The organism is Curtobacterium sp. PhB115 (assembly GCF_003752025.1).
Lineage (GTDB): Bacteria > Actinomycetota > Actinomycetes > Actinomycetales > Microbacteriaceae > Curtobacterium.
In genome coordinates this window covers 1012166-1030525 of record NZ_RJKR01000005.1, presented here as the reverse complement: position 1 = coordinate 1030525, position 18360 = coordinate 1012166, and the positions used below count along the sequence as shown (strand labels likewise).

20 protein-coding genes are annotated in these 18360 nt (G+C 70.7%); 15 read left to right on the top strand and 5 right to left on the bottom strand.

Annotation, left to right across the window (positions count from 1 at the left end):
• Window positions 1-9: 9 nt before the first annotated feature.
• The 7 genes from EDF19_RS05040 to EDF19_RS05010 all read left to right on the top strand — a co-directional run bounded on the left by EDF19_RS05040 (window position 10) and on the right by EDF19_RS05010 (window position 5973).
• Window positions 10-705, top strand: a complete 696-nt coding sequence (locus EDF19_RS05040) for an alpha/beta fold hydrolase (protein WP_123679771.1) — start codon at window positions 10-12, stop codon at window positions 703-705.
• A 529-nt stretch (window positions 706-1234) separates the two neighbouring features.
• Complete coding sequence (rpmB, locus tag EDF19_RS05035; protein ID WP_111085377.1) at window positions 1235-1471, top strand: 50S ribosomal protein L28; 237 nt, start codon at window positions 1235-1237, stop codon at window positions 1469-1471.
• Entirely contained in the window at window positions 1471-1641 is a 171-nt protein-coding gene (gene rpmG / locus EDF19_RS05030) for a 50S ribosomal protein L33 (protein WP_017886456.1), read from the top strand. The genes rpmB and rpmG overlap by 1 nt, the downstream gene beginning before the upstream one ends.
• A gap of 2 nt (window positions 1642-1643) precedes the next feature.
• Window positions 1644-1949 (top strand): 30S ribosomal protein S14, encoded by a 306-nt coding sequence (rpsN, locus tag EDF19_RS05025; RefSeq protein ID WP_017886455.1) that lies wholly within the window; start codon window positions 1644-1646, stop codon window positions 1947-1949.
• 278 nt (window positions 1950-2227) lie between these two features.
• Complete coding sequence (locus EDF19_RS05020) at window positions 2228-2515, top strand: HU family DNA-binding protein (protein WP_111085379.1); 288 nt, start codon at window positions 2228-2230, stop codon at window positions 2513-2515.
• Window positions 2516-2749: 234 nt separating this feature from the next.
• Window positions 2750-4666, top strand: a complete 1917-nt coding sequence (locus tag EDF19_RS05015) for a cytochrome c oxidase assembly protein (RefSeq protein WP_123679770.1) — start codon at window positions 2750-2752, stop codon at window positions 4664-4666.
• Entirely contained in the window at window positions 4663-5973 is a 1311-nt protein-coding gene (locus EDF19_RS05010) for an ATP-dependent RecD-like DNA helicase (RefSeq protein WP_123679769.1), read from the top strand. Before EDF19_RS05015 ends, EDF19_RS05010 begins: the two co-directional genes overlap by 4 nt.
• A 355-nt stretch (window positions 5974-6328) precedes the next feature.
• Here the strand turns inward: EDF19_RS05010 and EDF19_RS19045 are convergent, their stop codons facing one another.
• Complete coding sequence (locus EDF19_RS19045) at window positions 6329-6775, bottom strand: DUF4383 domain-containing protein (protein WP_185022682.1); 447 nt, start codon at window positions 6773-6775, stop codon at window positions 6329-6331.
• 334 nt (window positions 6776-7109) lie between these two features.
• Between EDF19_RS19045 and EDF19_RS19040 the strand changes: the two genes are divergently transcribed.
• On the top strand, window positions 7110-7928 hold the full coding sequence (locus tag EDF19_RS19040; RefSeq protein WP_221180616.1) for a phosphatase PAP2 family protein: 819 nt from the start codon (window positions 7110-7112) through the stop codon (window positions 7926-7928).
• A gap of 171 nt (window positions 7929-8099) precedes the next feature.
• Window positions 8100-9239, top strand: a complete 1140-nt coding sequence (locus EDF19_RS05000; RefSeq protein WP_123679767.1) for a CE1758 family FMN-dependent luciferase-like monooxygenase — start codon at window positions 8100-8102, stop codon at window positions 9237-9239.
• A gap of 256 nt (window positions 9240-9495) precedes the next feature.
• Here the strand turns inward: EDF19_RS05000 and EDF19_RS04995 are convergent, their stop codons facing one another.
• Both EDF19_RS04995 and EDF19_RS04990 read right to left on the bottom strand, forming a co-directional pair.
• Window positions 9496-9849 (bottom strand): multidrug efflux SMR transporter, encoded by a 354-nt coding sequence (locus tag EDF19_RS04995; RefSeq protein ID WP_123679766.1) that lies wholly within the window; start codon window positions 9847-9849, stop codon window positions 9496-9498.
• 1 nt (window position 9850) lies between these two features.
• Entirely contained in the window at window positions 9851-10165 is a 315-nt protein-coding gene (locus tag EDF19_RS04990) for a multidrug efflux SMR transporter (protein ID WP_123679765.1), read from the bottom strand.
• Window positions 10166-10262: 97 nt separating this feature from the next.
• Between EDF19_RS04990 and EDF19_RS04985 the strand changes: the two genes are divergently transcribed.
• From EDF19_RS04985 to EDF19_RS04970, 4 genes are all read left to right on the top strand, one after another.
• Window positions 10263-10841, top strand: a complete 579-nt coding sequence (locus EDF19_RS04985) for a TetR/AcrR family transcriptional regulator (RefSeq protein ID WP_260216931.1) — start codon at window positions 10263-10265, stop codon at window positions 10839-10841.
• Between the two features lie 283 nt (window positions 10842-11124).
• Window positions 11125-12144 (top strand): permease, encoded by a 1020-nt coding sequence (locus tag EDF19_RS04980; protein ID WP_123679763.1) that lies wholly within the window; start codon window positions 11125-11127, stop codon window positions 12142-12144.
• Window positions 12131-12967 carry a TIGR03943 family putative permease subunit gene (locus EDF19_RS04975; RefSeq protein ID WP_123679762.1) on the top strand — a complete coding sequence of 279 codons (837 nt, stop codon included), beginning with the start codon at window positions 12131-12133 and terminating at the stop codon, window positions 12965-12967. The genes EDF19_RS04980 and EDF19_RS04975 overlap by 14 nt, the downstream gene beginning before the upstream one ends.
• Window positions 12957-14387: a hypothetical protein gene (locus EDF19_RS04970; protein WP_123679761.1), complete on the top strand. Its 1431-nt coding sequence runs from the start codon at window positions 12957-12959 to the stop codon at window positions 14385-14387. Before EDF19_RS04975 ends, EDF19_RS04970 begins: the two co-directional genes overlap by 11 nt.
• A gap of 73 nt (window positions 14388-14460) precedes the next feature.
• Here the strand turns inward: EDF19_RS04970 and EDF19_RS04965 are convergent, their stop codons facing one another.
• Complete coding sequence (locus EDF19_RS04965; RefSeq protein WP_123679760.1) at window positions 14461-15507, bottom strand: NAD(P)-dependent alcohol dehydrogenase; 1047 nt, start codon at window positions 15505-15507, stop codon at window positions 14461-14463.
• A 223-nt stretch (window positions 15508-15730) separates the two neighbouring features.
• Here EDF19_RS04965 and EDF19_RS04960 point away from each other — a divergent pair, with 223 nt between their 5' ends.
• Both EDF19_RS04960 and EDF19_RS04955 read left to right on the top strand, forming a co-directional pair.
• Window positions 15731-15967, top strand: coding sequence for a helix-turn-helix transcriptional regulator (locus EDF19_RS04960; RefSeq protein ID WP_123679952.1), 237 nt, complete (start codon window positions 15731-15733; stop codon window positions 15965-15967).
• Window positions 15964-17244 carry a HipA domain-containing protein gene (locus EDF19_RS04955; protein WP_123679759.1) on the top strand — a complete coding sequence of 427 codons (1281 nt, stop codon included), beginning with the start codon at window positions 15964-15966 and terminating at the stop codon, window positions 17242-17244. The genes EDF19_RS04960 and EDF19_RS04955 overlap by 4 nt, the downstream gene beginning before the upstream one ends.
• Here the strand turns inward: EDF19_RS04955 and EDF19_RS04950 are convergent, their stop codons facing one another.
• The gene (locus EDF19_RS04950; RefSeq protein ID WP_123679951.1) at window positions 17245-18276 is read right to left on the bottom strand and encodes a glycerate kinase; all 1032 of its coding nucleotides are present in this window, start codon (window positions 18274-18276) and stop codon (window positions 17245-17247) included.
• Between the last annotated feature and the right edge of the window lie 84 nt (window positions 18277-18360).

Genomic DNA, 18360 nt, shown 5'->3' with positions numbered 1-18360 from the left:
GTCCCCGGCATGCACGTCATCCTGGTCCCCGGGTTCTGGCTCGACGCGAGCGCGTGGGACGACGTCGCCCCGATCCTGCGCGCGGCGGGGCACTCGGTGCAGGCCGTCACGCGCGACGGCGACACCCTCGACGAGCAGGTCGCCGCACTGGTGGCGATCCTCGAGGACGTCGCCACGCCGGAAGAACCGGTCGTGCTCGCCGGGCACTCCGGCGCCGGCCCGATCGCGTACATGGCTGCCGACCAGCGCCCCTCCCTCGTCGCACACCTGCTCTACGTCGACACCTTCCCCGGGCCCGAGGGCGGTTGCGTCAACGACGAACTGCCGGTGGTCGACGGGACCGTGCCGCTGCCGTCGTGGGACGTCTGGGAGCCGGCGACGCTCCGCGGTATGACCCCGGAACTCCGGACGGCGTTCGAGCACCGCGCGATCCCGGAGCCCGCGGCAGTACCGTCCGACCGGTTCCACTACAGCGACGCGGCGCGGCACACGATCCCGGCGACGGTCATCACCTGCGAGATCCCGGCGACCGAGCTCGCGACGATGGTGGCCGACCACCAGACCTGGGCTGCAGAACTCATCGCGACCGAAGAGCTCGCCATCGTCGGGCTCGAGACCGGCCACTGGCCGATGTTCACGGCGCCGCAGGAGCTCGGGGCGCTGATGGTGCAGGCGCTCGCGCCCAAGCCGACCGACGGGCCGTAGCGCGACGCAGCGGGCGGTAGCGCGACGCAGCGGGCGGTAGCGCGACGCAGCGGGCGGCGCGGCGACGGCAGGCAGCCCTCTTCGTGAGCAGAAATGGTCGGGTCCGGCTGCCGGACTCGACCATTTCTGCTCACGATGCGCGGGCGGCGAGCGCGGCGGCGGCACGGGGCGGTGAACGCGGCGGCGAACGGGGCGGTGAACGCGGCCGCGGCACGGCGCGAGCACGCGGGGCGGAGGTGCGCCGCGCCTCCAGGCCCGACGGCCCGACCGGCCGCTTGCGACACGCCCGGCGCTCGCGTAGTGTTGTCCCTTGGTTCTCCGCGTCCGCGCGGATGACCCGTTGTTCCAAGCCCTCCGACCGTCGCGAACGCCGCGGTCGCGTGGTGTCCGTCTCCCCTTCGACAGGGGCTGCGGACCTGGGCGGTGCACACAACCCCCTCGCATCTCCACCTCGTGGTCCTGCGCGTGTGCACCAGGCAAGTGAACTTGGGTGCGGCCGTCCGGTCGCACGGTACCTCAGGAGGAAACCATGGCAGCAGTGTGCCAGGTGACCGGCGCCGTTCCCGGCTTCGGTCACAACATCTCGCACTCGCACCGCCGGACGAAGCGCCGCTTCGACCCGAACGTGCAGAAGAAGACGTACTACGTGCCGTCGCTTCGTCGTAACGTGACGCTCAACGTCAGCGCAAAGGGCATCAAGGTCATCGACGCCCGCGGCATCGAGTCCGTCGTCAAGGACGTCCTCGCACGTGGGGAGAAGATCTGATGGCGAAAAAAGGTCAGGACATCCGTCCGATCATCAAGCTCCGCTCGACGGCGGGCACCGGGTTCACGTACGTGACCAAGAAGAACCGTCGGAACAACCCCGACCGTCTCGTGCTGAAGAAGTACGACCCGGTGATCCGCAAGCACGTCGACTTCCGTGAGGAGCGCTAAGCATGGCGAAGAAGAGCAAGATCGCGAAGAACAACCAGCGTGCCGTCATCATCGCGCGCTACGCCGAGCGTCGTCTCGAGCTGAAGAAGGCCCTCGTGGACCCGAACGGCACCGACGAGTCGCGTGAGGCCGCTCGCGTGGGCCTGCAGAAGCTGCCCCGTGACGCGTCCCCGATCCGCTACCGCAACCGCGACGCGATCGACGGCCGCCCCCGTGGCCACCTCGGTGAGTTCGGCATCAGCCGTGTCCGCTTCCGCGACATGGCCCACCGTGGTGAGCTCCCCGGCATCACGAAGAGCTCCTGGTAAGCACTCGCTTCCTCGAACGCCCCGTCACCTCCTGGTGGCGGGGCGTTCGCTGTGTGCGGGGTACATCGGGGCCTCATTCGTCACATCAGCCCCTCCTGACCCGCGACAAGCCCGGAAATCCGGGCGAGTCGGCTGAATTCGTCCCATGCGGCTGGTAGGTTCAACTCCGGTTCCGCCGGGCCCTCGGCCCGATGGAACCGTGGCACGGGGCACCCGCTCCGGGCGCCGGGCGGCACGTACGTCCGACCGATACTGCAAGAAGTCCGAGGAGGACATCCATGGCTGACAAGTCACTGAACCGCACCGAGCTCGTCGCTGCCGTCGCCGCCGAGTCCGGCCAGAGCCAGGCCACCGTCAACGGCGTCGTCGACGCACTGTTCAGCGTCGTCTCGTCGTCCGTCGCGGACGGCACGAAGGTCACGATCCCGGGTTGGATCGCCTTCGAGAAGACGCACCGCGCCGCCCGCACCGGCCGCAACCCGCAGACGGGCGAGGCCATCGAGATCGCCGCGAGCGACTCGGTCAAGGTCAGCGCCGGCTCGAAGCTCAAGGCTGCGGTCAAGTAAGACTGTTCCGCACATCGAGAGGGACGGCTTCGGCCGTCCCTTTCGTCGTTCCCGGGGTCGGGTCTTGTCGGGCCGGGTCGGGTCGGGTCGCGTCGCGTCGCGTCTTGTCGGTCTTCGTGCGGCGCGCGGGTCGCGTCGGTCTCGTCCCTGTCGTCGGCCTGGAGGCGCGTGCCGGTTTCCACAGATCGGCCCGCCCGATTCTGTGGCCGGGTGGGCACCGCCTAGGCTTGACGGGTGAATCGGATCGCGCGCATCGCCGGTCCCGCCGTGCTCCTGCTCGTCGGGTTCGTGGCGCTGCTCACGGCACTCGTCATCGGCGGCGGCGCGGACGCAGCGCTCATCGCTGACCCGGGCCCCGCCGTCCGGTTCGGCCTGCCGATCGCGCGACTCGTCGTCGACCTGTCCGCCGCCGCGACGATCGGCGGACTCGCACTGGCCACCGTCGGCCTCTCACGGTCGGGCCCCGAGTGGAACCGCGCGATCGACGTCGCAGCAGCCGCAGCCGGGGTGTGGACGGTGTCCTCGGCCGTCACGACCTTCTTCACGTTCCTCAGCGTCGCCGGCTCGACGATCAGCATCGACGAGCAGTTCGGCCAGTCGATGGGGGTGTTCCTCACCGGCACGGACCTGGGGCTCGCCTGGTTGGTGACCGTCCTGGTCGCCGCCGCCGTCACGGTCCTGTGCTTCGCCGTGCGGTCCCGCGGCATGGTCGCCCTGACCGCCGGGGTCTCGATGATCGGGCTCATCCCGCTCGCGCAGCAGGGCCACGCCGCCGGCACCGCGAGTCACGACGCCGCGGTGACCGCGCTCGGGCTGCACCTGGTCGGCGCCGCGCTCTGGGTCGGCGGGCTGACCATGCTCGTGCTCCTGCGCGGTGTCCTGCCCGGTGACCGGCTGGCCGTCGTGGTCGCCCGGTACTCGAGCATCGCGCTCGGGTGCTTCGTGCTCGTGGCGGTGTCGGGCATCGCGTCCGCGCAGATCCGCGTCGGTGCCCTGTCCAACCTCTTCACCCCGTACGGCACGCTCGTGCTGGTCAAGATCGGCGCGATCGTGGCCATCGGGGTGCTCGGTGTGGTGCAGCGTCGGCGTGCGATCCGCTCCCTGTCCGAGGCTCCGGCACGGCACCGCCCGTTCTGGACCCTGATCGTCGTCGAGCTCGCGGTGATGGGTGTCGCGTCGGGGTTCGCGGCAGCGCTCGGGCGGACGGCGACCCCGGTCGACCAGATCGCCCTGAGCAAGACGACCGATCCGAGTCCCGCCGAACTCTTGACCGACGACCTGCTGCCGCACGCGCCCGGTGCGTGGGGCTGGCTGACGCAGTGGAACGTCGACCTGTTCTGGCTGATGGCCGCCGTCCTGGTCGCCGCCACCTACACCGCCGGCGTCGTGCGACTGCGCCGGAACGGGGTCCACTGGCCGGTGCGCCGGTCGGTGGCAGCTGCCCTGGCGATCGTGTCGCTCGTCGTCGCCACCTCGGGCTCGCTGCACCAGTACGACCGGTTCCTCATCTCCGCGAACATCGGCGCCCACGTGCTGCTCGGCCTGGTCGTCCCGGCGCTGGTGTGGGCCGCGGCGCCGGTGGTGCTCATCCGGGCAGCGGTGCACCCCCGCGACGACGACAGCACCGGGGTGCGCGAGTGGACCGAGGTGCTCGTCGACAACCCGGCTGTCCGGTACCTGGCGCAGCCCTTCCCCGCGTTCCTGCTCGCAGCGGCGATGTGGTGGGCCTTCTTCGCCACAGACGCCGTGCGGTGGTCCGTGAGCGACTCCACCGGGCGGACCGTCATCGACGCGGGCTTCCTGCTCGTCGGGCTCCTGGCCGTGCCCACGCTCTTCACACCGATCGCTGCCGGCCGGCAGCACCCGACCCGCGCGGCGGCACTCGTGCGCATCGTCGGAGCCGTCGTCGTCGCCGCCGGCGCGGTGTCGCTCGGCATCGCGATGCGCGGGCCCCTCGGGCTGCTGCAGGCGTCGTGGTTCGGCGCGATGGGCCGCACCTGGGGGCCGGACCCGCTCGTCGACCAGGCCCGAGGCGGGCTCGTCCTCGTCGCCGCCGGGGTCCTGCTGCTCGTCGCGGTCGTCGTCGTGGTGCTCGTTCGGGTCCGGCGTGATGGATCGCCCGCCCGCACGCTCGAGGGGGACGCACGATGAGCATCGAACTGAGCGACGAACAGCGGGCGGTCTTCGAGTACATCGAGCACACCCGCGACCACGTCTTCATCACCGGGCGCGCGGGCACGGGCAAGTCGACGCTGCTCAACCACCTGTCCTGGAACACCGAGAAGCAGGTCGTGATCTGCGCGCCGACGGGGGTCGCGGCGCTGAACGTCGGCGGCCAGACGATCCACTCCCTGTTCCGGTTGCCCATCGGCCTCATCGCCGACGCCGAGCTCCGGCAGGGTCCTGACACCCGCAAGCTCCTGAACACCATCGACACCCTGGTCATCGACGAGGTCTCGATGGTCAACGCCGACCTGCTCGACGGCATGGACCGCTCGCTGCGCAAGGCCCGCGGGCGGCAGTTCGAGGCGTTCGGCGGAGTCCAGGTCGTCATGTTCGGCGATCCGTACCAGCTGCCGCCGGTGCCGGGCGACGCCGACGAGCGCGCCTACTTCACGGACCACTACCGGTCGATGTGGTTCTTCGACGCGAAGGTGTGGCTCGAAGCGGAGCTGAACATCATCGAGCTCGCCACGGTGCACCGCCAGCGGGACGACGCCTTCGCCGCGATGCTCACCGCGGTCCGTCACGGCCGGGTCACCGCGGAGATCGCAGATCAGCTGAACACGGCGGGTGCTCGTCCCTCGCCCGACGACGCCATCACCCTGGCGACCCGGAACGACACCGTGTCCCGGATCAACAAGGCTGCTCTCGAGCGGCTGCCCGGCAAGGTGAAGACCGCCAAGGCGGACGTCAACGGGGACTTCGGTGGACGCAACTTCCCGGCGGACGAAGCCCTCGAGCTGAAGCCCGGAGCGCACGTGATGTTCCTGCGCAACGACGCCGACCAACGCTGGGTGAACGGCACGCTCGGGGTCGTGACGGCCATCCGCGACACCGTGTGGGTCGACGTCGACGGGGAGTCGTTCGAGGTCCAGCCGTCGGTGTGGGAGAAGTTCAAGTACTCCTACGACGCCGACAAGAAGGAACTCAAGAAGGACACCGTCGGCGAGTTCCAGCAGTTCCCGCTGCGGCTCGCCTGGGCGGTGACCATCCACAAGTCCCAGGGCAGCACGTACGACCGGGCCGTGGTGGACCTCGGCAACCGGGTGTTCAGCGCCGGGCAGACCTACGTGGCGTTGTCTCGGCTGACCTCGCTCGAGGGGCTGTACCTCACCAGGCCGCTGCGCCCGCAGGACATCATCGTGGACCTCGACGTCCGGCGCTTCATGTCCGAGGCGCCGCGCATCGTGGCGACCGAGCTCGAGGCCCCGAAGCCAGCCCCCACCGACGACTGACGCGTCGGACTGCCAGTCGGGTCCGCATCGGCCTCACGCCGCCGGGCACGCGCGCCTGCATGCCCGGTCGCACACTGCCGAGCGGTCACGACTCCCCGTCGGTCCTGCGCCGAGTGGTCACTCGTTGTCGCCTGGACACTCCGCATCAGACAGTTCGTGACCGGCCGGCGGACCTGAGCGGGGAGTCGTGACCGGACGACACACCCGCCGGACGACACACCCGCCGGACGACACACCCGCCGGACCACCCCGCCGCCGGACCACCCCGCCGCCGGACCACCCCCGGACCCCCGCCCACGCACACACGACGACGCCCGCCTGCCGGATCGGCAGACGGGCGTCGGGGAGCAGTGGATCAGGCGCGCGCCGCACGCAGCGCGGCGAGGTTCTCCTTGTCGGCACCGACCGCGGTGAGCAGCAGGACCACACCGACGATCGCGTGGAACACGTTGTCGGTGGTGTTCAGCGCGAAGACGTTGGCCGAGGTGTTCACGAACACGAAGCCGTACACCGCGAAGACGACGAGGAGGGCCCCGACGACGACGTTGGCGCTCCGCGATGCGATCGTGGTGCCGAGTCCGGCGATGAGCAGGGCGACGGCGAGCAGCACCCAGATGAAGCAGAGCGCCGGGTTGACCCCGAACGCGTTCCAGAGCATGCCGCCCTGGCGGTTGAAGAAGCCCGGGTCACCGTCGGCGGCGAAGAAGAAGCCGAGGATGCCCCAGAGTGCGAGGACACTGCCGACCGTGAGCGCGAGTGCGCGGTTCGGCGAAGCGGTGATGCTCGGTTCCTTGATGGCCACTTCGGTTTCCTCCTCGTACACTGCCGACGCGGTGTGCGTCGGTCCGGCGGTGCCTGACCGTCCGGTGGCACCCGCCGATCCGATCGGTCCGGCGGCGAACACGCGGGCGATCGTGCCGCGGTTCCCAGCCTCCGGCCGGTGTTCCAACGGTATCGTGTCGGACCCCGACCGACCGAATCGCAGCGCCGTCACGAGACGTGCGACGAGACCCACCACGACCACCCCGAGGAGGACCAGCCCGGTGACCTTGACACCCGAGCGCAGCGCCCCGGAGTCGCGTGGACCGAGTGTCTCGCGCAGGGTGCGGTGGGCTGTGCTGTCGGCTCTGGGGTTCGTGATCGTGCCTCTCGTCTACGCGGCCGCGGTGCTGACGCCGGTGGGGCAGCGGGTCGAGGACGCCGCGCTCGGCGGGGTCCGGGAGTCCGATCTGTTCAGCTCGGACACTGCCCTCAACGTCATCTCGGTGCCGGTGATCCTGTTGCTCGTGGTCGTGATCGTCGCGGTGGCGTTCGCCAGACGACGGCTCGCGGTGGGGCTCGGCGCGGGTGTGGTGCTGCTCGCGTCGGCGGCCACCTCGACGCTCCTCAAGCGTATCGCCGTGCGCCCGGAGATCGCTCAGTCGACGACCCCGAACTCGTTCCCGTCCGGGCACGCGACCATCGCGCTCGCTGCGCTGTTCGCGGTCCTCATGGTCACGCCGAGGCGGTTCCGGCCAGTGGTCACCGTGGTCGGTGCCGTCTACGCCGTGTTCGTGGCGAACCAGACGGTGGTCTACGGCTGGCACCGGGTGAGCGACATCGTCGGCGCCTGCGCGATCGCGGTGTTCTGGCTCGGAGCAGTCCGGGCGCTCGGGCCCCGGGTGGACCGCGGTCTCCGTGGCGACCGTGACGGCCGACGGGCTCCGCGCCGGGTGGTCAGTCTCGTGCTGCTCGTCGCGACCGGGGTCACGCTCGCGGTCGGGCTCACCGCGCTCGTCCTCGGGCTCGCGACCGACGGCCCGCACGACCACGCCGCGATCCTGGTCGCCGGACGGATGGCCTCGAGTGCCACCGTCCTGGCCGTGGTCACCGTGGTCTGGTTCCTCGACGGCATGCACCACGCCGCGCGTACCGACCCGGCCACGCTGCCACCGCGGGCCGAGCGCGGGAGCTGAGCTGGGCCTCCAGGCAGGGTGGAAGCCGGCGGGAGACCCGACGCGGGCCGACGGGGCCTGGCGGGAGACCCGACGTAGGCCGACGGGGCCTGGCGGGAATGCCAGCGCGTGCGGTACGTTGTACCCAGCAAGTCGATGCAAACGCATCGATATCGCGAAAGGCGGCGCATCATGCAGTTCGGCATCTTCACGGTCAGTGACGTCACGACCGACCCCACGACCGGCACCACGCCGGACGACACCCAGCGCGTCCGGGACATCCTCACGATCGCCGAGCACGCGGACCAGGCCGGCCTCGACGTCTTCGCGACCGGTGAGCACCACAACCCGCCGTTCGTCGCCTCGTCGCCGACAACGATGCTCGCGTACCTCGCGGCGAAGACGAAGAACATCACGCTCTCGACGTCGACGACGCTCATCACCACGAACGACCCGGTGCGCATCGCCGAGGAGTACGCGATGCTCCAGGTCATCTCCGACGGCCGGATGGACCTCATGATGGGCCGCGGCAACACCGGCCCGGTCTACCCGTGGTTCGGGCAGGACATCCGCCAGGGCGTCAACCTGGCGATCGAGAACTACGCGCTCCTCCGCCAGCTCTGGGAGAACGACGTCGTGAACTGGCAGGGCAAGTTCCGCACGCCGCTGCAGGGCTTCACCTCCACCCCGCGCCCGCTCGACGGCGTCGCACCGTTCGTCTGGCACGGCTCGATCCGCACGCCGGAGATCGCCGAGCAGGCCGCGTACTACGGTGACGGCTTCTTCCACAACAACATCTTCTGGCCGATCCAGCACACCGAGCAGATGGTGGGCCTCTACCGTCAGCGCTTCGAGCACTACGGACACGGCCGTGCCGACCAGGCGATCGTCGGCCTCGGCGGACAGTTCTTCGCGCGGAAGAACTCGCAGGACGCGATCAACGAGTTCCGGCCCTACTTCGACAACGCCCCGGTCTACGGTCACGGCCCCTCGATGGAGGACTTCACCACCCAGACCCCGCTCACCGTGGGGTCGCCGCAGCAGGTCATCGACCGGTACGCCGCGATGAAGGACCACGTCGGCCACTACCAGCGCCAGCTGTTCCTGGTCGACCACGCCGGGCTGCCGCTCAAGACGGTCCTCGAGCAGATCGACATCCTCGCCGAGGACATCGTGCCGGCGCTCCGGAAGCTGAACGACGAGGGTCGCCCTGAAGGTGTGCCGTCGAACCCGCCGTCGCACGCCTCGCGTGTGGCTGCGGCGATGGCGGCCGGCACGGTCGGCAGTGACCACGTCGCCGCCGAGGACGAGTGGACGGGCGCGTCCGTCTGACGCGCGCAGGGCTGGTGGCGCTCGCAGCGTGGGTGGCGCTCGCAGCGCTCGCTTCGTGAGCAGGAATGGTCGGGTCCCGTGAGGTGACCCGACCATTTCTGCTCACCATGTGCGGTGGGCGCGACCACGAGCGGACGGGAGGCGCGGTGCCAGCTGGCACCGCGCCTCCTGGCTGTCTCGGCGCGCGTTCTCGGGCCTGGGCCCACTTCTCGCGGTCAGCGACAGGTCACGGGGTGGGCGGCGCGTGAGCTGTCGCTCAGCGCGTGAGCTCGGCTGCTGGTTCCACGACGGGGCGGGCCGGCACGAGCTTGAGGCCGACGACGCAGCCGACGATGCCGGCGATGAACAGCAGGCGCAGCACGGTGACGGGTTCGGCGCCGGTGGCCATGCCCCAGAGGACCGTGAGTGCTGCCCCGGTCCCGGTCCACACCGCGTAGGCCGTGCTGATCGGGATGTGGCGCAGCACGTAGCCGAACGCGCCGAGGCTCACCACGATGGTCGCCGCGAACACCAGGGTCGGGCCCAGCTCGGTGAAGCCGTTGCTCTCGCCGAGGGCGGTCGCCCACACGGTCTCGAGTGCGGCACTGACGAACAGGACGATCCACGCCATCTCAGCTCACCACCTTGAGGCCGACGACACAGGCCACGAGCCCGAACACCAGGGCCAGTCGGGTGAACGATGCGGCTTCCTGCCGACGGAGGATCGCGACGAGCACCGTCAGTGAGGCTCCGATCCCGACCCAGACCGCGTAGGCCGTGCCGACCGGGATGCTCTTCATCGCGAACGCGAGGCCGACCATGCTGAGTGCCATCCCTGCGACGAACACGATCGTCGGGACGACCTTCTTGAAGCCGTTCGAGGCGCCGAGGGCGGTGGCCCAGACGGCTTCGAGCACGCCGCTCAGCACGAGGATGACCCATGCCATGACGATGTCCTTCCGTGTGTGGTGCGGTAGTCGCACGACTGTGCGACAACAACTCCGACGGTAGCACGACTTGGTACGACTGTGCGAGTATGGCGGCATGGCGAGGAGCATGGACATCGAGGGACGGCGCCGCACCGTGTCCGAGGCGGCGTGCAGGGTCCTCGCCCGCGACGGCCTCGGCGCGCTCAGCGTGCGGAACGTCGCGGCCGAGGCAGGGCTCCCGCCGAGCACCGTCCGCTACACGTTCCCGACCCAGGCGAGCGTCCGGTCGCACGCCCTCGAGCTCGTCTTCGACGCCACCGCGGCGCGGGTGGATGCCGTGCCGACGGACCTCCGCGGGACGGCGTACGCGCACGCGGTGCTGCTCGAGCTGCTGCCACTCGACGAGGAGCGTCGGATCGAGCTCGACGTCTACCTCGGCCTCGGGACCGCGGCCCTGACCGACGCCGAGCTCCGGCCGTTCCACGACCGGGTCGTCGACGAGATGCGGGCGTGGTGTGCGCGGATCCTCCATGCGATCGGGGTGCGGGACGTCGACGTGCCGTACGAGACGCGGCGGCTGCACGCCCTGGTGGACGGGCTGGCGATGCACATCGTCCGGCTCGACCCCGGCGGCGATGCCTCGTGGGCGATCGACACGCTCGACCGGCACGTGGCGGGCATCGCGCGGGTCTGAGCGCGGGGCCGCTCGCGGACACCGGCTCCGGGGCAGGCAGCCCGCGGGTCGCACGGTGCGAGGGCCGGTGGCACGCGGGTCGCACGGTGCGAGGGCGCGAGGCGGCGCGGGTCGCACGGTGCGAGGGCACGAGCGCGATGGTGCGAGGTTCCGCGCACTGTGCGAGGGCATTCGGCTCGCACACTGCGCGGAACCTCGCACACTGCGGGGCGTTGGGCGCAACCGCACGGCACTGCCCACGCCGGCGCAGCCCCAGGCAGCACGCGTCGCCTATCCTGGCCGGGTGACGACGACCACGCCGCCGCCGCAGCGCTCCCGCTCCCGTTCCCTGACGGGCCCGGGCCTGGTGCTGCTCGCCGTCGTCGTGCTGCTCGGGATCCGGCTGCTGTCCCCGAGCATCGGGACCGCCGGTCTGCCCGACGTCGTGCAGGACTTCCTCACCCTGGCGATCAGCGTCGTCGTCGAGTCCCTGCCCTTCGTGGTGCTCGGCATCGTGCTGTCGATCGTCGTCGAGGTGTGGGTGCCGGTCGGCGCACTCGAGCGGGTCCTGCCGCAGAACGCCTTCGGCCGCCGCGCCGTGATCTCCCTCATCGGCATGCTGTTCCCGGTGTGCGAGTGCGGGAACGTGCCGCTCGCCCGCGGCCTGATGATGCGCGGCTTCACGCCGGCCGAGGCCGTCACGTTCCTGGTCGCCGCGCCGATCCTCAACCCGCTCGTCATCATCAGCACCGCGCAGGCCTTCGGCTGGTCGGGCTGGATCCTGCCGGTCCGGATCGTCGGCGGGTTCGTGATCGCGAACCTCGTCGGCTGGATCGTCGCCGCGCACCGCCGTCCGGCGGACCTGCTGCTGCCCGCGTTCGAGGCCCGTTGCCGTGCCGCGATCGGCGCCTCACGGAGCCGGGACCGCTGGCGGGAGAGCGCCGCGCAGTTCGGCGGCGAGTCCGCCACGATGATGCCCGCGCTCTTCGTCGGTGCCGGCCTGGCCGCCGCGATCCAGGTGGCCGTGCCCCGCTCGACCCTCGTCGCGATCGGGTCGAACCCGGTGCTCTCCGTCGCCGCGATGATGCTGCTCGCGATGACGGTGTCGCTCTGCTCGAACGTCGACGCCTTCTTCGCGCTGTCGTTCGCGTCGACGTTCCTGCCGGGGTCGATCACGGCCTTCCTGATCATCGGGCCGATCATCGACGTGAAGATGATCGCTCTCCTCCGCACGACGTTCCGCGCCCGCTTCCTGGTGCTGCTCGCCGTCGTGTGCGTCCTGTTCGCCGGAACCGTCGGGTTGGTGATGAATGTCCTCGTCTGACGCACGCAGCAGCAACGCTCCGGCCTACCTCGGGCTCGGGTCCGTGCTGGCGGTCGCCCTGTGCACGCTGTGGCTCGCGCTGGTCGGCCACCTCGACCTGTACATCAACCCGCGGTACTCGGTGTTCACGATCGTGCTCGCCGCCGTCGCGGTACCCGCCTCGATCGCGGGCCTGGCGGTCATCGCACGCGGCCACGGCCACACGCACGGTGACGACGCGGACGAGCACGAGCCGGACCACGACCACGATCACGACCACGGGCGGCGCGGGCCCGGCCGTGGTGGCGCCGTCCGCCTTGCCCTCGGCGGAGCGGCCGCGATCGTCACGGTCGGGGTCACCGTGTCGATGCTGGTCCTGCCCCCGACGACGCTCTCCGCCCGCACCGCGCAGCAGCGGAGCGTGGACTCGGCGACCCTGTCGAACGCGACCGGCTCCGAGGCGGCGGTCTCCCTGCTCGGCAGCGAGGGGGTCGACACCTCGGAGTACGGCGTCAAGGACTGGGCGGCGCTGATCCGTCAGACCACCGACACCACGGCACTCGTCGGCAAGCCGGTCGAGCTCTCGGGCTTCGTGGTGCCCGGCGACGACGGCTCCTTCACCCTGACCCGCTTCGTGATCAGCTGCTGTGCCGTCGACGCCCAGCCCGTCGGTCTCGGCGTGGTGACGGACGACGCCGACGGCTCTGCGCCCGACGAGGGGCAGTGGGTCACGGTGACCGGCGCACTCGCGGCGAACCCGGACCAGTCCGCCGACGCCCGCATCGTCATCAAGGCCGCGAAGGTCACCGAGATCGCGCAGCCGAAGGACCCGTATGAGTACTGAGCGCACGGGACGCCGCACGGGACGCAACCCGGACCGCCGCCCGGTCACGCGTCGGTTCCACCGCCGGTACCTCGCCGTCGTGCTCGTCCTCGCGCTCGTGGCCGCCGTCGCCGCCGTCGTCGGCTCGCAGCAGGGTCCGCGGCTCCGCGACGTCTCGTACGACGCCAGCGGCCTGGTGTCACGGCCGGCGCAGCGGGTGATCCTCACCGCGAACCAGGCGTTGCAGCGGGTCTCCGCTGCCGACGTCCGGGTGAGTCCGGCTGCGGCGCACACCGTGACCTCGAGCGGGAACACGATCGCGGTCGAGTTCGCCGGACCCCTGGCCTACGACCGCGACTACACGGTGACCGTCGTGAACGTCCGGGCGCCGGGGCAGCGGGCGACGTCGGACCTCACCGCGTCGATCCGCACGGGCAGCACCGACGTGCTCGCCCTGGTCCCCGGGGCCGACGGTGCGGAGGACCGGATCGTCCGACGCGAACTCGACGCCGGTGGCGCGACGACCGTGTACCAGGGCGCCGACATCTCGGAGTACGCCCGGCTCGGTCGGTCGCTGGTGGTCGTCAGCGGGAGTGACGCGCGCTCATCGGTCGACGTCGTGCCGTTGTCCGGCGGGGTCGAGGACGAGGACGCCCCTGTCGAGCACCTCACCCTGCCGTCACCGCAGGGCAGGGTCACCGCACTGCACGTCGCCGACGACGGTGCCTCGTTCGGGTTCGAGTACGCCGACACCTCGACCGGGCAGTCCCGGAACACCGGCCTGTACGTCGTCGACATGACGGGCACGCACATGCCCACGGCGATCGCGGCGAACGGCAAGGCGACGACGGGCGCCGTGCCGATGACCGTCGGGCAGTGGGCCTACGTCCCGCGCACCGAGAGCGCCCTCGTCCGGACGGGCAGCGACGACCTGGTGCTCGTCGACATGAGCGGGCGCGCCGAGCCGGTGCGGCTCGGCAGCGCCACCTACCTGCACGGCTTCGTCGGGACCGGGACCACCGCGGTCGTCGAGACCGGTACGGGCATCGTGCGCCTCGACCTGACCGACGGGTCCAAGTCGGCGCTGCAGGCGCCGGCCGCGAGCACGGACGCGGCCGTCCTCGGCCGCATCGCCCAGCTGTCGGACGACACGTACCTGCGCGTGCTGGGGGACGTGCTCCCGTCCGGCACCATCTCGGCACGGATCGTGCGCGTGGAGGGGAGCCGCGCCTCCCGGCTGGCGGTGAGCATCCCGGACGACGCGAGCGTGCGGGCGGTCTGTCCGTCCCCGAACGGGCAGTTCGTCGCGGTGGCGACGAAGTCGGCGACCGACGAGCTCGTGAGCATCGTCGATGCGACCTCCGGAGCGCTCGAGGCGAGCATCGACGCCGGTTCCGTGGACTGGTGCGGTGCGCTGCCGTCCGGTGACGAGATCGGCTGACGGTCCGGAGACGACGGACTGGAGGCCCGTTGCCGGCTGGCAACGGGCCTCGCTGTCGCGCAGGTGGTGACGACTAGGCCAGCGTGGCCGCGTCGATCACGAAGCGGTAGCGGACGTCCGACGCCAGGACGCGCTCGTAGGCCTCGTTGATCGCGTCGGCACTGATGAGCTCGGTCTCCGGCAGGATGTCGTGCTCGGCGCAGAAGTCCAGCATCTCCTGGGTCTCGCGGATGCCGCCGATGGCCGATCCGGCCCAGCTGCGACGCGACCCGATGAGCGCGAAGGCGGGGACCTCGAGCGGCTCGGACGGGGCGCCGACGTTGACGATGGTGCCGTCGACGGCGAGCAGACCGAGGTACGAGCCCATCGGGATCTTGGCCGACACGGTGTTGATGATCAGGTCGAAGGAGTTCGCGAGCTTCTCGAACGTCTCCGGGTCCTTCGTCGCGTAGTGGGCCTTCGCGCCGTAGCGGAGCGAGTCGGCTTCCTTGGAGGTGGTCTGCGACAGGACGGTGACCTCGGCGCCCAGGGCGACCGCGATCTTGACGGCCATGTGGCCGAGGCCACCCATGCCGACGACGGCGACCTTCGTGCCGGGGCCGGCGTTCCAGTGGTGCAGCGGCGAGTAGGTGGTGATGCCGGCGCAGAGCAGCGGCGCGACCTTCTCGATGTCGAGCGACTCGGGGACACGGAGGACGAAGTCCTCGTTCACGACGACCGCCTGCGAGTACCCGCCCTGGGTGATCGAGCCGTCGGCCGGGTCGACGCCCGCGTAGGTCTGGATGTTGCCCTTGAGGCAGTACTGCTCTTCGCTCTTCAGGCAGTTCTCGCACTCGCCGCACGAGTTCACCATGCAGCCGACGCCGACACGGTCGCCGACCTGGTGCTTGGTGACGTTCTCGCCGACGGCGGAGACGTGGCCAACGATCTCGTGGCCGACGACCTGGGGGTACTGGATGGGCCCCCACTCGCCGCGGACCGTGTGGATGTCCGAGTGGCAGATGCCGGCGTAGGCGATGTCGATCTCGACGTCGTTCGGGCCGACGTCACGACGGGTGATGGTGGTCTTGACGAGCGGCTCGGTCGCTGACGGTGCCGCGTACGCGTTGACGGTGCGCAATGATCTCCTCGTGGGGGTGGTGCGTGTCCGGGCCGGTTCCGGCCCGGAACCAGTCTCGTGGAGCGCGCCATCGGGTGGGAGGTTCCGTTGGGACTCCCTTGGTCGGAATGCCCGCCCCCAGGGGCAGTGTCCGGTGTGTCGGACATCCGGGAAAGTCTTGTGGATCGGACATTTTGGTATGTACGCTGTATCGGACATCTCCGGAGAGGAGTGGTTCGTGGCGATGACTTCGGTGTATTCCCTGGCGCAACTCGGCTCCGCGCTCAGGACGGCGAGGCTGCGGGCAGGGCGGACGCAGCTTGCGCTCGCCGACCAGGCGAGTGTCCAGCGGCAGTGGCTCGTGCAACTCGAGAACGGCCGATTGCCGAACCCCTCGCTGCAGAAGGTCTTCGCGGTCGTCGAGGCACTCGGGCTCACGCTCGCGCTGACGGACGACGGGGACGAGGCCGGTCGACGATGAGCGAACTCATCGCGTACATCGACGGGCACCGGATCGGCGTCGTCGAGCAGACGCGTGGCGGACAGCTCACCTTCCGCTACGACGATGACTACTCGCCGGCGTCCACTCCGCTGTCGATCGCCATGCCGATCGTCACGGGTGCTGTCTACAAGCACCGAGTCGTCGCGCCGTTCCTGCAGGGGTTGCTGCCCGACAACAACGAAACCCTCGAAGCAATCGCTCGGAACCACCACACCTCAGCGCGCAACCCCTTCGCCTTGCTCCGTCACGTGGGCGAGGACACCGCCGGAGCCTTGCAGCTCCTCCCGTCGGAGGAACCATCCCGCGACGCCGAGCGGCAGGTCGGAGACATCGAGTACCTGTCCGACGGCGAGTTCGAGGAACTCATCGACGGCATCGTCACCGAGGCAGGTGCGTGGCAGCGACGACGGGACGACATCCGTTGGTCCCTGGCCGGTGCGCAGCCCAAGGTGGCGCTCTACCGCGATGAAGAGTCCGGTCGGTGGGGCCTCCCGCGCGATGCAACGCCGACGACGTACATCCTGAAGCCAGCGGGGCTGGATTCTCGTCACGAAGTGAACGAGTTCCTCACGATGCGGGCCGCCCGGTACCTGGGGCTGAACGTCGCCGACCACGAGATCATGCGGACCGAGCGCGGCCGCCACGTCTTCGTGAGTCGTCGGTACGACCGCGTGATCGGAGACGACGGCAGGTTCCACCGCATCCACCAAGAGGACTTTGCCCAGGCGCTCTCGGTCGATCCGGTGCGGAAGTACCAAGCCGATGGGGGACCGGGTGTCGCAGAGTTCGCCCGTGTCCTCCTGTCGCTGTCACCCTCGGTCGTCCGAGACGCGACCGAGCGGCTGTTCCAAGGACTCGTGTACTCCGTCGCCTCGGTCAACACGGACGCGCACGCCAAGAACTACTCGTTGGTGCACCCGGGGCGGCGGACGCAGCTCGCCCCGCTGTACGACCTCGGCTCGAACATCCTCTACTCGGGTGCGCAGCCGGTCGAGTCCGCCGTGAACATCGGTGGCGAGCGTCGGATGAACCGCATCGGGATGGCGGAGTTCGTCAAGTGCGCACGACTGCTCAGGATCGACGCTGCAGCTGCCGAAGCAACCGTCGATCGCATCCGGGGCGGCGTGGCCGCGGCGTTCGCGACCGCGTTGCGTGACGTGCGAGCAGACGACAGCGGTCGAGCCCACGCGATCACGATCGCGAACCGCATCGCAGCGATGGCGACCGAGCGCGGGTGGGGCGACGCGGTCGACTGATCAGGCCATGCGGGCGAGCCGCTGCCCGGCGATGGTCGCGAAGCGCAGCGGGTCGGCCAGGGCATCGGCGGGCTCACCGGTCGTCTGCGTCGCGAGCACCGTGAGCGACGCCGCCGCCGCGAAGTCGTCGAGCGGAGCGTCGATCGCGCCCGCGACGAGGATCGTGCGCGCTCCCGGGGCGTGCGTCGACACGAGTGCGTGCACCACGGACGGCACCTTGCCCGCGGCGGACTGCCCGTCGAAGCGTCCCTCGCCGGTGATCACGACGTCGGCGCCCTGCACCGCGTCGCGGAGCCCGAGCACCTCGGCGACCCCGTCGGCACCGCGTGCGAGCGTCGCACCCCAGGCGAGCAGCCCGAAGCCGACGCCGCCGGCCGCTCCGGCCCCAGGGGTCGCGGGGTCGACGGACGGGAACCGCGCGGCCCACGCGGCCAGCTGCTCGTCGAAGAACGCGACCCGCGACGGCTCGATGCCCTTCTGCGGTCCGAACACGGCAGCCGCGCCGGTCGGGCCGAGCAGGGGAGAGGTCACGTCGGTCAGCACGGTGACGCCGAGCGGTGGGAGCGCGCGCAGTCCCGCTCCGTCCAGACCGAGGGCTTCGAGCACCGGTCGTCCGCCGTCGGTCGAGGCGCTGCCGCCGATGCCGAGCACGAGGCCGGTGGCGCCGGCGTCCAGCGCGGCGGCGATCGCCTCACCGAACCCGCGCGACGTCGCGGTGTCGGGCGTGAGCGAGGGCAGGAGCGGGAGGCCGCTCGTCGCCGCGAGTTCCACGACCGCGCGGCCGTCGGGCAGCTGCAGCCAATGGGCGTCGACCGGGGTGCCGGCGGGACCGGTGACGGTGACCGGCACACGGACCGCACCGGGGATCGCGGTGGCGAAGGCGTCGAGGGTGCCCTCGCCACCGTCGGCCATCGGGACGAGCACGACGTCGTCGTCGGGCCGCTCGGCCAGCCAGCCGTCGCCGACCGCCTGGGCGACGGAGGCCGCGGTCGCGGTCCCCTTGAACGAGTCTGGAGCCACCACGATGCGCACGAGGTCCACCGTAGCGGTGCTGCGCGACACCCGCTGGACAAGCGAGGTGAGGGTCACCTAAGTTAACGGTTAGGTGAGCCTCAC